The sequence below is a fragment of the Ruminococcus sp. D54t1_190329_F1 genome (assembly GCF_015551645.1).
Classification (GTDB): domain Bacteria; phylum Bacillota; class Clostridia; order Lachnospirales; family Lachnospiraceae; genus Blautia_A; species Blautia_A faecis.
In genome coordinates, this window is the sequence record NZ_JADNDC010000002.1 from 156,573 (window position 1) to 172,489 (window position 15,917).

At 41.7% G+C, this 15,917-nt stretch carries 11 protein-coding genes; 10 read left to right on the forward strand and 1 reads right to left on the reverse strand.

The features are described 5' to 3' along the window. The first annotated feature begins 8 nt into the window (after positions 1-8). A complete protein-coding gene (locus I2D69_RS01595; protein WP_148461302.1) occupies positions 9-227 on the forward strand; it encodes a hypothetical protein in 219 nt (72 codons plus the stop codon). On the opposite strand, the gene I2D69_RS20625 is transcribed toward I2D69_RS01595, so the two are convergent. Continuing rightward, positions 217-492, reverse strand: coding sequence for a hypothetical protein (locus I2D69_RS20625; RefSeq protein ID WP_330634135.1), 276 nt, complete (start codon positions 490-492; stop codon positions 217-219). The genes I2D69_RS01595 and I2D69_RS20625 overlap by 11 nt on opposite strands. A 175-nt stretch (positions 493-667) precedes the next feature. On the opposite strand from I2D69_RS20625, the gene I2D69_RS01605 reads away from it, so the two are divergent. The 9 genes from I2D69_RS01605 to purB all read left to right on the forward strand — a co-directional run bounded on the left by I2D69_RS01605 (position 668) and on the right by purB (position 15,916). Then, on the forward strand, positions 668-1,981 hold the full coding sequence (locus I2D69_RS01605; protein WP_313719904.1) for a beta-galactosidase: 1,314 nt from the start codon (positions 668-670) through the stop codon (positions 1,979-1,981). Positions 1,982-1,989: 8 nt separating this feature from the next. Continuing rightward, complete coding sequence (locus I2D69_RS20630; protein WP_313719902.1) at positions 1,990-2,673, forward strand: beta-galactosidase trimerization domain-containing protein; 684 nt, start codon at positions 1,990-1,992, stop codon at positions 2,671-2,673. 284 nt (positions 2,674-2,957) lie between these two features. Beyond that, positions 2,958-4,667, forward strand: a complete 1,710-nt coding sequence (locus I2D69_RS01610; RefSeq protein WP_148461304.1) for a sugar-binding domain-containing protein — start codon at positions 2,958-2,960, stop codon at positions 4,665-4,667. Between the two features lie 61 nt (positions 4,668-4,728). Further along, the gene (locus I2D69_RS01615) at positions 4,729-7,146 is read left to right on the forward strand and encodes a glycoside hydrolase family 3 protein (protein ID WP_148461305.1); all 2,418 of its coding nucleotides are present in this window, start codon (positions 4,729-4,731) and stop codon (positions 7,144-7,146) included. 224 nt (positions 7,147-7,370) lie between these two features. Next, on the forward strand, positions 7,371-8,603 hold the full coding sequence (locus I2D69_RS01620) for a response regulator (protein WP_148461306.1): 1,233 nt from the start codon (positions 7,371-7,373) through the stop codon (positions 8,601-8,603). Further along, positions 8,600-10,423: a sensor histidine kinase gene (locus tag I2D69_RS01625; RefSeq protein ID WP_148461307.1), complete on the forward strand. Its 1,824-nt coding sequence runs from the start codon at positions 8,600-8,602 to the stop codon at positions 10,421-10,423. Before I2D69_RS01620 ends, I2D69_RS01625 begins: the two co-directional genes overlap by 4 nt. 178 nt (positions 10,424-10,601) lie before the next feature. Next, complete coding sequence (locus I2D69_RS01630; protein WP_148461308.1) at positions 10,602-12,329, forward strand: extracellular solute-binding protein; 1,728 nt, start codon at positions 10,602-10,604, stop codon at positions 12,327-12,329. A 70-nt stretch (positions 12,330-12,399) separates the two neighbouring features. Further along, positions 12,400-14,286, forward strand: a complete 1,887-nt coding sequence (locus I2D69_RS01635; RefSeq protein ID WP_178090565.1) for a beta-L-arabinofuranosidase domain-containing protein — start codon at positions 12,400-12,402, stop codon at positions 14,284-14,286. A 196-nt stretch (positions 14,287-14,482) separates the two neighbouring features. Continuing rightward, complete coding sequence (purB, locus tag I2D69_RS01640) at positions 14,483-15,916, forward strand: adenylosuccinate lyase (RefSeq protein ID WP_195379288.1); 1,434 nt, start codon at positions 14,483-14,485, stop codon at positions 15,914-15,916. Position 15,917 lies beyond the last annotated feature (1 nt).

Genomic DNA, 15,917 nt, shown 5'->3' on the forward strand with positions numbered 1-15,917 from the left:
ATATGGAAATGACAGATACTAAAAATACTTCCGTCATATGTTGTGTGAAGTGCAACCGTCCAGTGAGTCATGATGAAATTGGTCTTTATAAGAGGATATTTAACCGGGGAGCTGAGACTTTCTGGTGCATTCACTGTATCAGTGAGTATCTTGACTGTCCTGTTCCAAAGCTGGAAAAGAAAATAGCGGAATTTCGTGATATGGGGTGTACACTTTTTACAGAATAAATAGGTAATTGCGAAACTCGCAATGCTCGTTTACAATTTTGTATCTAAGTTTGATACTGTCTGCAAGAACAATGGTAATAAGTTGCGCGATACCAGCAAGGATTAAGTCTGATGCATAAAAATGATTTTGAAATGAAATCGGAATAATCTCATCAATATCGATATGCGTTTCTAATAGGGATAGAAACGCAGGTTTGTTATTTTCAAATTTCTCCTGGCAATCTGTAAAAATATCTGCTAAAGAAAGCTGTTTATATGGTATCATAGATGTTAGAATAACTCCTTTCTTGGTGTATGGTTTATAGTTCCTCGACAATTCTATTATACCGTATCCAGTGAGGGGTTATTTGTTTTTTTTGTAATAAAAAAATGCCGTGTTTATGCGGCTTGTGACGTTTCGCAAACGCCTAAAAGAATAAACAAAAGAAGGGAATAAAAATATGAAAGCAGATTTTAAGCATATCCTATATGGCGGGGATTACAACCCGAACCAATGGCCGGAAGCAGTCTGGAAAGAAGATATGGAACTTTTCGATAAAGCTCGGATAAACAGCGCAACAGTCAATGTATTTTCCTGGGCAAAGCTCCAGCCGTCAGAAGAACGGTATGATTTTGAGGAACTGGACAAGGTCATTGAAATGCTGGGAAAAAACCATAAAGACATTGTCCTTGCAACTTCAACCGCGGCAATGCCGGCCTGGATGTTTCGGAAATATCCGGAGGTGGCAAGGACGGACTATGCGGGAAGGCACCACAAGTTTGGACAGAGGCAAAATGCATGCCCAAATAGCCCTGTTTACCAGAGATACGCGGCAAAACTGGCTCAAAAGCTTGCAAAAAGGTATGGACATCTGGACAGTGTGGTGTGCTGGCACATAAATAATGAATATAGCGGTGAGTGTTACTGTGAAAATTGCGAAAAAGCCTTCCGTGTCTGGCTTCGGAAAAAGTACGGGACGCTGAAAGCACTGAATGAGGCATGGAATACAGAATTTTGGGGGCACACCCTCTATGACTGGGAGGAAATTGTGCTGCCAAACGCTCTTGGCGAAGGTCTCGAGTGGTGCAGCGGCACAGCGTTCGCCGGCATTTCCATTGACTATGCCCGTTTTAATTCGGATAGTATGCTGGAAAATTTCAAGATGGAGCGGAACGCTATCCGCAGCGTGGATCAAAAGACTCCGGTTACAACAAATCTAATGGGAACGTTTAAGCAGCTGGATTATTTCAAATGGGCAAAGGAGATGGACGTCGTATCCTGGGATAACTATCCATCTTATGATACGCCGGTAAGTCTGACGGCGATGCAGCATGACCTCATGCGGGGCTTAAAGCAGCAGCCCTTCATGCTGATGGAGCAGACACCAAGCCAGCAGAATTGGCAACCTTACAATTCATTGAAAAAACCGGGGCAGATGAGGGCACAGAGCTATCAGGCGATCGCACATGGGGCGGATACGATACAATTTTTCCAGCTCCGCCGCAGTGTTGGCGGATGTGAAAAATTCCATGGAGCAGTCATTGCCCATGCAGGAACAGATAATACCAGGGTGTTCCGTGAGGTCACACAACTAGGGACAGAGTTAGAAGAGCTGGGAGATCAGATCCTGGGGACAGCAAATCCGGCTGATGTCGGGATATTGTTTGACTGGGATAATTATTGGGCATTGGAATTTACAAGCGGACCCCATAAAGATTTAAAATATGTGGATCAGATTCATAGGCATTATAAGTTCTTTTATGAAAAAACATAGCTGTTGACATGATCCCAAGGGATGCAGATTTTTCAAAATATAAGCTGATCGTTGCGCCGGTGCTTTATATGGTTCATCAGGGTGTCAAGGAAGCGCTTGAAGCCTTCGTAAAGAAAGGTGGTGTATTAGTGACCGGCTTTATGAGCGGTATCGTAGGTGAATCAGACAATGTATATCTTGGCGGCTATCCAGGACCCCTCAGGGACTTGGCTGGAATTTGGGTGGAGGAGATTGACGCATTGGCTCCAGAGCAGAAAAATTCTGTAAAATTTAAAGATGGTACAGAGTTTACCAGCACAATGCTATGTGACTTGATTCATCTGGAAGGGGCCGAGAGCATGGCTGATTACAGCAGCAATTTTTATGCGGGTACACCTGCTGTCACCAAAAACAGTTATGGAAAAGGTACTGTTTATTATTGGGGGACTCAGCCAGAGGACTGTGCGTTTACAAGGATGATGGGCTGCATAGTTAAGGAAGCAGCAGTCAAAAGCTTAGTAGATGAGCGGACATCCCTTGAAGTGACAGTACGGAAAACCAAGGAAAATACCTTTTATTTCCTAATAAATTTCAGTAAGGAAGAGACTGTGGTTCCTCAGTGTTTTGCAGGAATGCAAAACCTTTTGACGGGGGAAACGGTGTCCAGACAGGAAATTTTGAAACCTTTTGAGGTAGAGATCATAAAGAAATAGCCTGTATCTGAGGTTTCTAATAGGGATAAAAACGCAGGTTTGTCATTTTAAAATTTTTCCTGGCAATCTGTAAAAATATCTGCCAAAGAAAGCTGTTTATATGGTATCATAGATGTTAGAATAACTCCTTTCTTGGTGTATGGTTTATAGTTTCTCGACAACTCTATTATACCGTATCCAGTGAGGGGTTATTTGTTTTTTGGGGTAGTAAAAAAATGCCGTGTTTATGCGGCTTGTGGCGTTCCGCAAACGCCTATTTGAAAAAAAATAAAGGGAGAGAAAAGATGATTTACAGAACCGAACATCCAAAACCACAGTTTATGCGTGAAAATTGGTTGAATTTAAATGGAAGCTGGGATTTTGAAATTGATCATGGCGGAAGTGGAGAAGCACGGGAGCTTTACAAGCCGGAAGCAGACCTTTCAAAAAAAATCCAGGTGCCTTTTTGCCCGGAAAGTAAGCTGTCCGGGATTGGCTACACGGATTTCATGAATTCTGTATGGTATCGGAGAGAAATTGAAATTACAGAAGCCCAGTTATCAAATCTTGTGATTCTGCATTGCGGCGCGGCAGATTATTTTACCACAATATATGTGAACGGACAGAAATGTGGCACTCATAAAGGGGGATATGTTTCTTTCTCTGTGGATATTACAAGGTATCTTTTTGCCGGAAAAAATGTGATCACAATTCATGTGGAAGATGACACCCGTTCCCACTTGATTCCGTCCGGAAAACAGAGCACCCATTATGAGTCTTACAGCTGTTATTATACCAGAACAACAGGTATCTGGCAGACCGTATGGCTGGAATTTGTTCCTGACACACACATTATAAAAACAAAATATTATGGGGACATAAACAATGGAACAATTACTGTTTTTGCAGAGCTTCAGGGAGCAGGAACCTTTGCGGTAAAAGCGTCCTACAAGGGAAAGGCAATGGGAGAGGCTACAGTGAGCTCAGATGGCGGAACAGCAGTGGCAGTGGTGAAGCTGGCAGAAAAGCATTTATGGCAGGTTGGAAAGGGAGATCTTTATGACCTTGCCTTAAGCTATGGAGAAGATCAGGTGACAAGTTATTTTGGACTGCGCTCCATACAGCTTACAGACAAAAAGTTTCTGCTCAACGGAAAATCTGTATTTCAGCGTCTCATTCTGGATCAGGGCTTTTATCCGGATGGAATTTACACAGCACCTTCTGATGAAGAACTGGAAAAGGATATAAAACGATCCCTGGCAATGGGATTTAACGGTGCCCGCCTTCATGAAAAAGTATTTGAAGAGCGTTTCCTGTATCACTGTGACAGGCTGGGGTATATCGTCTGGGGAGAGTATCCCAACTGGGGACTGGATCACTCTTATGCAGACAGCATTTACGGAATCCTTCCAGAGTGGCTGGAAGAGATTGACCGTGATTTTAACCATCCTGCGATTATTGGATGGTGTCCGTTTAATGAAACCTGGGATGAAAAAGGAAGAAAACAGTTTGATGAGCTTCTTGCCACAGTTTATAAGGCAACGAAAGCAGCGGATCCAACCCGGCCCTGTATTGACACCAGCGGAAATTATCATGTGCTCACCGATATTTATGATTTGCATGATTATGAACAGGATCCGGAGATTTTTGCAGAGCATTACAAAGAGGTTGGAAAATCAAACAGGCTTGATTTCCGTGCGGCATTTGAAGAACGGCAGACATATAATGGAAAAATTCCCTTCTTTGTCAGCGAATATGGCGGCATTGGCTGGTCTTTGAGCAAGGATGCCTGGGGATATGGAAATACGCCGGATTCACCGGAAGCATACATGAAACGTCTGAAAGAGCTTACAGATGTTTTACTGGATAATGAGAACATGTTTGCACTTTGCTATACGCAGCTTACAGATGTGGAACAGGAACAAAACGGACTGTATACGTATGACAGACAGCCGAAATTTGATCCGGAAATTATTCATGCTATTTTTTCAAGAAAAGCTGCCATTGAAGATTAAGAGTAAAAACGTTCAAGCCTTACAGAAATAAATATATGAATATGACAGGAGAATACATAAAATGAGAAAATGGACACGTGTTGGATTTCAACCCAATCTTCCATTAGAGGAAAAAAGACGTGTGACGGAATGTAAGGAGCATATCAGACTTTCAAAGGAAGCTGCAAAAGAAGGTATGGTGCTGTTGAAAAATGAGAAAAAGCTTCTGCCTCTTGCAGAAGGAACCAGACTTGCACTGTTTGGGAAAGGAAGTTTTGATTATGTAAAAGGCGGTGGAGGAAGTGGTGATGTTGCGGTTTCCTACGTGCATAACCTTTATGATGGGTTTAAAATGCAAGGAAATGCAGTTATGCTTTATGAACCCCTGGCAGAATTTTACAGAGAAAATGTTCAGGAACAGTATAGGCAAGGTGCAATGCCAGGTATGACAATAGAACCTGAACTTCCAAAAGGACTTGCTGACGGTGCAAAAGCATTTGCAGATGTGGCAATTGTTGTAATAAGCCGTTTTTCATCAGAAGGCTGGGATCGCTCCAGCCTTGATAGTCAGTTAAGCGAAATGTCAAGGGAAGAGCTGGAAGATAACTACATGGCAAAACTGATTGCGAAAGCCTTTCCAGAGGGAGATTATTTTCTGACAGAGAATGAAAAGGCAATGTTGAACATGGTGAAAGAACGGTTTAACCGTATTGCAGTGGTTCTGAATGTCGGTGGAATTGTAGATGTTTCCTGGATAAAAAATGATGACCGGATTTCAGCCGCCCTTCTTGGCTGGCAGGGGGGAATGGAAGGAGGGCTGGCCATGGCAGAGCTTCTTCTGGGAAAAGGAAATCCGTCTGGCAAGCTGACTGATACATTTGCAGCTTCCTTAGATGATTATCCATCAACTGAAAATTTTCATGAATCCTGTGACTATGTAAATTATACAGAAGATATTTATGTAGGATACCGTTATTTTGAGACGATTCCAGGTGCAAAGGAAAAGGTTATATATCCCTTTGGATATGGGCTTTCCTATACTGATTTCAGAGTGCATACAGATTCTGTATGGGAAACTTCAAAACATATTTTTGCAGAAGTTCACGTGACCAATACAGGGAACATGGCAGGAAAAGAAGTGGTACAGCTTTACTTTAACGGACCACAGGGTCTTCTTGGTAATCCGGCACTCCGGCTTGCTGCTTTTGAAAAAACCCGTCTGCTTCAGCCTGGAGAAACACAGGTAGTTTATCTGTCATTTGAAAAAGCGGACATGGCTTCCTATGATGATCTCGGGAAAATTCAGAAGTCAGCCTATATTCTGGAAAAAGGAATTTACAGATTTTACATTGGAATCTCTGTAAGGGATACAGAAGAAGCCGCTTATACATTCGAGCTTACAGAAAATATAATTGTAAAACAGCTATCAGCGCATTTGGTTCCAACAAGTCTGAAAGAGCGTATGCTTTCTGATGGTACCTTTGAAATGCTTCCTCAGTATGAATGCAATGATATGAATGAATGTGCATTTGAAAAACTGAAAACGGAAGAAGAGGATTGTATTGTGCCAGAAGTGCGCTGGTGTTCCCGTCGAAAATGGTTTGATAATTGTGGAAGAAAACAGTTCATTGATGTAGCTGAAGGAAAGCTTTCATTGGATGAGTTTATGGCACAGTTAAGTGATAAGGAACTGCTTCATCTTCTCGGCGGACAGCCAAATACAGGTGTTGCAAATACATTCGGATTAGGAAATCTTCCTGAGTACGGGGTCCCTTCAGTAATGACTGCAGATGGACCAGCAGGACTACGCCTTAATATCGGATGTACTGTGAATACAACAGCCTGGCCATGTGCAACGCTTCTGGCATGTACCTGGAATCCGGCACTTGTATGGCAGGTCGGAAAGGCAGGCGCGAAGGAGGTAAAGGAAAATAATCTTGCTGTATGGCTGACACCAGCTGTAAATATTCACAGAAACCCTATGTGTGGAAGAAATTTTGAATATTATTCCGAGGATCCGCTGATTGCTGGAAAAATGGGTGCCGCTATGGTAAAGGGGATTCAGTCACAGCATATTGCAGCATCTGTAAAGCATTTTACAGCAAACAACAAAGAAACAAACAGGAAAAATAGTGATTCCAGGGTATCGGAGCGTGCACTTCGTGAAATTTATCTGAAGGGCTTTGAGATTATTGTAAAAGAAGCACAGCCTTGGACGATCATGTCCTCTTACAATGCTGTTAACGGACACCGTACTTCAGAGAGCTATGAGCTTTTGACAGATATTTTGCGTGGTGAGTGGGGATTTCAGGGTATGGTTACAACAGACTGGTGGACATGTGGAGAGCATTATAAAGAAATAAAGGCTGGAAATGACCTTAAAATGGCAACAGGGTATCCGGAGCGTGTGAAAAAAGCTATGGAAATGGGATTGCTCGGTCGACAGGAACTGGAACAGAGTGCAAGACGCGTATTGGAGCTTATTTTGAAAATTGATTAATTTTGTATAAAAAATCAAAAAAATAACAGATAAAAACATGAAATTGTAATATTCATTGAGGTATTATATAATAGTATAGTGTCAAAATATTTTTTGCTACTGGCAATGTTGATATTTTCGCACAACCCCCTTGGTCAGGTGATTGGCTGGCAGTGTTCCACGAACAGATCATTTGACGCAGGGGGTATTTGTGTTAAAAAATGTATGGGTGGGAATGAGAGCAAATGACAAGACGAAAAATTCTTATTGTGGAAGATGAAGTGCTGGTAAGATGTGGATTAAGGTCCATGGTGAACTGGGAAAAACTGGGGCTGGATGTAATTGGAGATGCTTCCAATGGAAAAGAAGCCCTGGAAATATACGAGAAAGAAAAACCGGATATTGTTATGACAGATATTAAAATGCCGGTTATGGACGGACTGGAACTGATCGAAAAAATACGGGAACAGGATCAGAGCACCAGGATTGTCCTACTGACCTGTTATGAAGAATTTTCTTATCTGATGAGAGCTATGAAGCTAGGGGTGTCTGATTATATTTTAAAACTAAAAATGAAACCTGATGAGATTGAAAAAGCAATGGAGAAGGTCTGTAAAGAACTGGAACAGAAGAATCCCGATTCCAAAAATGAAACAAAAGCAGTGCAGGATAAATCAGATTTATTCGGGCAGTATGTTTTTTATCACCAGATTAATGAAAATACTTTTCGGGAACAGTTAAAAAAGCTTGATTTTCAGGTTTCGGAAAAATCATACCGAATCTGCAGGATGGAAATTGCAAATTATAAAGAGGTATGTGAAAAAACAAAAGACGAACAAGGAGCTTTGATCCAATTCCTGATCTTTAATATGACAGAGGAAATACTGGGAAAATATAAAAATGGAGAACTGATCCGGGAGAATGAAAAAAATTATCTTCTTTTAATTGAAGAAACGGAAGAGGATAACCAGAAAACGAAAACGATCCTGAAGGAAATTGCCCGGGTATTGCGGGAACATATTATGGCGCAGGTCTGCTGGAAAATCAGCGGTGTGGGACGTTCCTGGACAGAGCTTTCCGACAGGTACCAGGAATGTAAGAAGAATGAAACAGAAAAACAGAAAGAAGATCAGAAAGCACAGAACTTGAAACAGTTAAGTATTGAAATCTATAAAGCAAAAGAGTACATAGACCAGCATCTGGCAGACAAGCTTACCTTGAACCAGGTTGCGGAAATTGTATGTTTAAGTCCTAACTATTTCAGCAGCATGTGGAAAAAGGAAATGCAGGTAGGCTTCGTGGATTATATTACAGAACAGAGAGTAGAAAAGGCCAAGGAGCTGTTTGCCACAACCGATCTTAGAACCCATGAAGTAGCAGAACTCACTGGCTTTGGGGACGACAGCTATTTCAGCAAGATATTTCGGAAGGTTTCCGGAAAGAATCCAGGCAGCTTCAGAAAGCGGAATATTTTATGAAAAAAGATGATACAGTAAAAATTCCATTTTATAAAAGTGTTTTTGGAAAAATGATAATAGCAGTATCCCTTAGCTTTCTGCTTGTGATCATTATAAGCTTTATAGGTCTTTATATGGGAGTGAAGGGAGCCTTAAGAACACGTACAGAAACGGAACTTCTAAGATCTTATAAGCAGCTGGAACAGAACCTGGATACATTTGGAAGAGAAGTTGACCAGGTTGCCCTTCGTGTTTTAAATGGTTCCGATCTGGCAAGTCTGGTAGTATCCCATGGCTCTCAAACTAGCATGATAGAGCAAAGAATTGATTTTTTCAGCATGACAGACACGATTCTGGCAGAGTACAGCTTTATTGATTCCATTGTTTTTTATAATGCGGAAGATGTAACCTTATTTGCTGACGGAAACTGGAACATTACCTCTGAAAACAGTGAGAAAAGGGGGAAATTCTACACAGAGAGACTGAAAAACCGGAACGCAGTTCCACAGAAAAAACCAATCTGGTATGGAGGCTATAACAGCAGTGATTTTGTGGAAAATGACAGGGATAACCAGAAACTGTTGAATTATGTGAGCGTGTGCAGGCCTATTTTCCGGGGAGAAAAATATGGCTGGCTTGTGTTGAATGTGGATCTGGAACATTTTGTAAGCTATTACAATTCAATTTCACAAGATGGAGGCTGGTCAGAGGAAACCTATATGATCGACCAGTTTGGAAGGACTGTTTCAGAAACAAATGTATATGGGATAGGGGATGAAAAAGAAAATTTAATGCTGCAGCCAGAAGCTGCCCCAAAAATATTTGAATCCGGTAAAAATCTGATCCTGTGTTATCCGGTGGGCTTTTGTAATTGGACATTGGTAAATGAAACTCCAATATCTGAAATATTAGGAGACATCCAGGATGTTCAGGAAATTTTTATTCTGGCAATTGTCGCTTCGGTAACCATTTCAATTTTATTTCTTGTATTCTGGGTGAAATATATGACAACGCCCTTTGTAAAGGTGATAGATGCGCTGAAAATGGTACAAAACGGGCAGTTCGGCATTGTTTTGGAACAAGACCATGAGAATGGGGATGAGTTCTCTCTTCTGGTGAACAGCTATAATAAAATGACACTGGAAATATCAAGTCTGATCCGCAAAAATGTGGAAAATGAAAAATCAAAAAGAGATGCACAGATCCGCGCACTGAAGTCCCAGATCAATCCTCATTTTTTGTATAATACGCTGAATACAGTGAAATGGATGGCAATTGTGAAAGGCGAAAATGATATTGTGGACTGTATGGATGCACTGGCGGAAATGGTTCAGCCGATTTTCAGGGATACACGCAACAAGTGGTCAGTAGAGGAAGAACTTACTTATATCAAAAATTACTGCAGGATCATGAATTACAGATACGGTGAAAAAACAGTGCTTGGTATAGAAGCAGACAGTTCACTTATGTCTGCTATGGTGCCGAAATTTATTTTGCAGCCGCTTGTGGAGAATTCTTTTTTTCATGGTCTGGCAGAAAAAGAAATGCAGGAGCATAAAAAATTCCAGATATACGTAAAATGGAAAAGAAAAGAGTATAAAACCAGGGACTGCCTGGAATTATGCGTATATGACAATGGAATTGGAATAAGCAGGGAAAACTGTGAGAAGCTCCGTGCAAGTCTGAATATGGAGGATGACGGCAGACATATTGGGCTCAGAAACATATATCAGAGAATCAAGCTTCTTTATGACATGGAAAACGGAGTGGAAATTGGCAGTGATAATGAGAACGGTTTCCAGGTACTGGTCCGGATTCCTTATGAAGAAGAAAAATGGTAAAATAGTTATAAAAATCGTGGCTTTTTTCCATAAACCAGGAATGTGACGGGGATAAGATGTGCATAGAATTATGCCAAAAATCGGAAGGTTGTTTCTGGAAGATGTGTTCTGTTTTTGGTATCCTTTTTACAGAAACAAAACACGGCGCAACACCAAAAAAGAAAACAGGAGGTAGGAAATGAGAAGGAATTTATGGAAAAAGGTTACATCTGCAACCTTATGTGCTGCGATGGTTGGGGGAATTATGGTAAGCAACGGAGCCCTGGCAGTGCAGGCTGAGGAAGGGGAAGAAAAGGAAGTAATTACTCTCAGAGTCATGGGAGAAACAGGAATGGACGGCATTTCCACAGACGATGCAGTAGGACGCTATATTAAGGAAAAACTGGGAATCGTACTGGAATATACAAATGTAAGTACAGATCGATTAAAAGTGATGGCTTCCGGTGGAGATCTTCCGGATATTGTAGAACTTCATAACGGAGATATTGATGTTAAAAATCTGATCGATGCAGGATCGTTATGGGCCATGGATGACTGGCTTGCAGAAAATGGAGATAATCTGAAAGAAAAACTTCCGGATGCATTAAAGTATTCAAAAGATATTATTGGCGGAGGAAGTACTTATTTTATTCCGACAAATGTTCAGACAGAGAATAAAGATCTGCCAAATAAGAATGGCTTTGTAGGATTTTTTACAAGATGGGATTATTATAAGGAATTAGGATATCCGGATGTCAGCACTGAAGACAAATATCTGGATGTTTTAAAACAGATGGTAGATGCACATCCGACGACAGCAGACGGCAAGAAGGTTTATGCATTGTCTGGCTGGTCTGACTGGGGAATCTGGCCTTATATGATCAGTTACCCATTTGATATGGGCTATACAAATTCAGGAAATAATCAGTTCATAAACAATGAAACCGGTGAATTTGAAGATATGTTTACGGTAGAAGACGGACCATTGTGGAAAGCTCTTTCCTTCTATAACAAGGCTTATCGGATGGGCATTATGGATCCGGAAGCATTTACCATGAAAAACAGTCAGTATGATGACAAAATTAAAAACGGAGAGGTTCTGGTATGTAATTATAACTGGACACAGCCGGATAAAAATATCTGCGGTGAAGATGCAGCAATGTATATGATTCCTGGTACTTTCCCATATGCAATGCAGATTTATCCATATGCAAATCCGTTAGGATATCAGGCTGCGAATGCACTTGTAATCAGTGCGAACTGTGAATATCCGGAACGTGCAATGGAACTGATTGAATTCATGACCTCTGATGAAGGCGCAAGACTGGTACGTACAGGAGTTCCTGGCGAAGACTGGGATGTTGTGGATGGAGAACCGGAACTGATCGGAAAGCGCCTTGAAAACTTTACCAGCAATGATAAAGAGTATTCTGGCTATACAACTGACGGTGTACAGGGAATTGGCAAGTATAAATGGTTATCACCTTTATGGGAAACCAATCAGTGTGCAGATGGAGAACCGGTAGATTTAACTCTTTCTAAGAAATATGTTTTATCTAGTGTTACAGAGATAGATAAGGATTTCTGCAATTATTATACTGACGGAAAAGCACAGTATCCGGGAGAGGTTTATAAACAGCTGGTTGATGAAGGAAAATTAAAAACAAATAATGAAGATCCGGCAGTTGGTCTGGCAGCAACTTTAATGCAGCCTATATCTGATGAAGCTACAAGAATTGGCAACAAGGCATCCGAGTATGTACAGGCAAATATTGCCAAAATTATTACCTGCGAGGATGATGATGCTTTTGCAGCTCAGAGAGAAAAGATGATCAGTGATATCAATGCAATGGGATATGATCAGGTATTGGAAGAAGTTCAGGCAAACTTTGAGGATGCAAAGGCAGCAGCAGAAACATTTAAATAAATATAGCCATAAAAATCTAAGAGCCGTGAAAGTTTTCACGGCTCTTTTTAACCAAATAAAGGAGAATATAATGAAAATGAAATACAACGGAATTGCAGACGCAGCAGCGCGTTTTGTAGAAAAAGAGCAGCTGAAAAACAGAAGCCTATGGAAACTGACAGCAGATCAGTTTGCCAACTGCCCAGATGATGGGGATCTTGGCTGGAGAGGGGAATACTGGGGGAAGCTTATGCGTGGTGCATGTGAGACCTACCTCTATACCAGGGATGAAGAATTATATGAAATTCTCACAGAGTCTGTGGATCAGCTTCTTTTTTATCAGGATGGGGAAGGCAGAATTTCCACATACAGCAAAGAAGCAGAATTCCAGGGATGGGATATGTGGGGCAGGAAATATGTACTTATGGGGCTGATCAGTTATTATAATATCTGCAGAGAAGAAGAGAAAAAAAGAAAAGTGATCCAGTCAGCAGAAAGACATCTGGATTATATTATGGCGCATGTAGGAAAGGAATCTGGAAAAAAGAAGATTACAGAAACTTCTGATATCTGGCAGGGAATCAATTCCAGCTCTATTCTGGAGCCGGTGGTTCTGCTGTACCGCATTGTGCATGAAAAAAAGTATCTGGACTTTGCAGCTTATATTGTAGATTGCGGTGGAGCCCGGGAATTTAACATTTTTGAAGCTGCTTATCAGAATGAATTGTATCCTTATGAATATCCGGTTGTAAAAGCCTATGAGTTAATGTCCTGCTTTGAAGGTCTGCTGGAATATTCCCTTGTTGTCAAAGAAGAAAAATGGCAGATTTCTGTAAAAAATTTTATAGAGAAACTTCTGGAATCAGAGAGAACAGTAGTGGGAGGCCTTGGCTGCAAAAACGAATTGCTGAATCATGGAAGTCTTATGCAGAGTGGTACAAAATATGACGGAATCATGCTGGAAACCTGCGTATCAGTTACCTGGATGAGGTTGCTGCGCAGAATGTACTATTTTACAGGAGATATCAAATATATTGATGAAATTGAGAGAACGGCATTTAATGTACTTTATGGTTCTGTTAATTTTGAAAAGGCAGTGTGTGGAGAAGAAACCCGTTTTGATGAACCCTATTACAGGCAGGTGTATGACCGTTATACGGCAGACAAAGATGGCTGTATTCCCGCATTTGACAGCTATAGTCCATTAAGTTCCAACATACGTGGCCGTGCAGTGGGCGGATTTAAAGCAATGGAGGAAAACCAGGCCTTTTGCGGCTGCTGCATTGCAATCGGAGCAGCTGGAACAGCGCTTGTCCCGCTTCTTGGGACAGAAGTGCAAGACAGGCTGGTAAGAATAAATCTGTATATGCCGGGAAAACTTGAGTTTCTGATCGACAGCGTTCCCGTACAAGTGGAAATAAAAACAAAGTATCCTGCAAATGGGGAAATTCGTATGAAACTGAGCATGACTCAGGATGTCTGGTTCGAAACAGAGCTTCGAATTCCTGAATTTTCCAGGACAGGCAGGCTGACAGTGCGAACGGCAGAAAATAATGAAGATGCCGCTCTTCCGGAAGCAGAGAAATATTTTTCCTTAAAGCGGACCTGGAAAGATGGAGATGAGATTGTATTAAATCTGGATATGAACCCCAGAATCCTGTGGGGAATGGAGAATCCGGAGGATGCCGACAGTGCCAGAAGAATGGCTGTGCTATATGGTCCGCTGGTTCTGGCAAGAGAAAAGCGCCTGGAGGAAAAAGAAGGGACGATTATGGACTGCCGGAAAGAAGAAGCACTGAACGGACCTTTGAAAATTGAGAATACAAGAAAAGCGCTATCCAATACCTTGAAAAAGAAGTATCAGTGTCTGTTTGACGTCACCATAGGGGAAGAGACCTTCCTGATGGTGGATTATGCGTCTGCCGGAAAAACCTGGAGACGGGATACGGAAATGGAAGTATGGCTACAGACGAAATAAATGTGCGGCAGAAAATCTGTAAGATAAAGGACAAAAAAGAAATTTTTTGGAATTCAGAGTGTGAAATTGTGAACACGAAATTCCATCAGGGTCTTGCTTAAAATCTTTGGATGTTATATAATCCCCTTGTATGTGGAAAAAACAGTTGATCCGCAAAGTAAATGATAAAAACTTACTTAGAAACAGGAGAGAAAGAATGAGTACAGACAGATATACAAGCCCTTTGTCTGAGCGTTATGCCAGCAAGGAAATGCAGTACATTTTTTCACAGGATATGAAATTCCGCACCTGGAGAAGACTCTGGATCGCTCTGGCAGAGACTGAGAAGGAGCTTGGACTGAACATCACCCAGGAACAGATTGATGAACTGAAAGCTCATGCAGACGATATCAACTATGATGTTGCCAAGGCCCGTGAGAAAGAAGTGCGTCACGATGTTATGTCCCATGTATATGCTTACGGTGTGCAGTGCCCGAAAGCAAAGGGAATCATCCACCTGGGAGCAACATCCTGTTATGTAGGAGATAATACAGACATTATTGTTATGACAGAAGCTCTGAAACTGGTTCAGAAGAAACTAGTAAACGTAATTGCAGAGCTTTCCAAGTTCGCTGACAAATATAAAGATCAGCCTACACTTGCATTTACCCATTTCCAGCCTGCACAGCCAACTACCGTTGGAAAGCGTGCCACACTGTGGACACAGGAATTCATGATGGATCTTGAAGATCTGGAATATGTTCTTGGCACCATTAAGCTTCTTGGTTCTAAAGGTACTACAGGTACACAGGCAAGCTTTCTGGAACTGTTTGAAGGAGACCAGGAGACGATCGACAAGATCGATCCGATGATCGCTGCCAAGATGGGATTCAAGGAATGCTATCCGGTATCCGGACAGACCTATTCCCGTAAAGTTGATACCCGTGTTGTCAATGTTCTGGCAGGAATTGCAGCAAGTGCACACAAGATGTCAAACGATATCCGTCTTCTTCAGCATCTGAAAGAAGTAGAGGAGCCATTTGAGAAATCACAGATCGGATCTTCCGCTATGGCTTATAAGAGAAACCCAATGAGAAGTGAGCGTATTGCTTCCCTTTCCAGATATGTGATGGTAGATGCCCTGAATCCAGCCATCACCTCTGCTACCCAGTGGTTTGAGAGAACTCTGGATGACTCCGCCAACAAGCGTCTTTCCGTACCGGAAGGCTTCCTCGCAATTGACGGAATCCTGGATCTGTGTCTGAATGTTGTAGATGGCCTTGTGGTTTATCCGAAGGTTATCGAGAAACACATGATGGCTGAGCTGCCATTTATGGCAACTGAGAACATTATGATGGACGCAGTAAAGGCAGGCGGAGACCGTCAGGAGCTTCATGAGCGTATCCGTGAGCTTTCCATGGAAGCTGGTAAGAATGTTAAAGTAGAAGGTAAGGACAACAATCTTCTTGAGCTGATCGCAGCAGATCCGGCGTTTAACCTGACTCTGGAAGAGCTTCAGAAGACCATGGATCCGAAGAAATATGTGGGACGTGCCAAAGAGCAGACCGAAAGCTTTATTGCAAAAGTTGTAAATCCGGTTCTGGCTTCCCACAAGGAAATGCTTGGAATGACAGCTGAGATTAATGTATGAT